The organism is Verminephrobacter aporrectodeae subsp. tuberculatae At4 (genome assembly GCF_000193225.1).
Lineage (GTDB): Bacteria > Pseudomonadota > Gammaproteobacteria > Burkholderiales > Burkholderiaceae_C > Acidovorax > Acidovorax aporrectodeae.
Genome location: NZ_AFAL01000612.1, coordinates 1 through 381, shown reverse-complemented (window position 1 = coordinate 381; position 381 = coordinate 1). Strand labels below are relative to the sequence as shown.

Sequence of the window (381 nt, the reverse complement as noted above, 5' to 3'; positions counted from 1 at the left end):
CATCCAAGATGCCGAAAGTTGATATCAGCGACCTCACATCCAAGATGCCGAAAGTTGATATCAGCGACCTCACATCCAAGATGCCGCACAACGATGGCGTGAACACCAAACCGCCCGCGTCCAGCACCGCCAAAGCCATGATCCTCCCGGACACCGCACACAAGGCGGACGAGGAGCAGGGTGACTTCATGGTGCTCAAGAGCAGCGCTGAAGCCACCGTTGCCCCTGCGGCCAAGGCCGAGGAGCAGGTGCTGAACGACGACCAGAGCAGCACCGACTCGGAGAGCAAAGTGGCGCAGGACACGGACCACGACAAGGCGGACGAGGCGCAGGATGACTCCATGGTGCTCAAGAGCAGCGCTGAGGCCACCGCTGCCCCTG

1 protein-coding gene is annotated in these 381 nt (G+C 61.4%); it reads left to right on the top strand.

What is annotated here, in order from left to right; all coding sequences use genetic code 11:
• Window positions 1-137: 137 nt before the first annotated feature.
• Window positions 138-381: hypothetical protein (locus VTU_RS28410; protein WP_236610793.1), on the top strand; the 244-nt coding region annotated here is incomplete at its 3' end.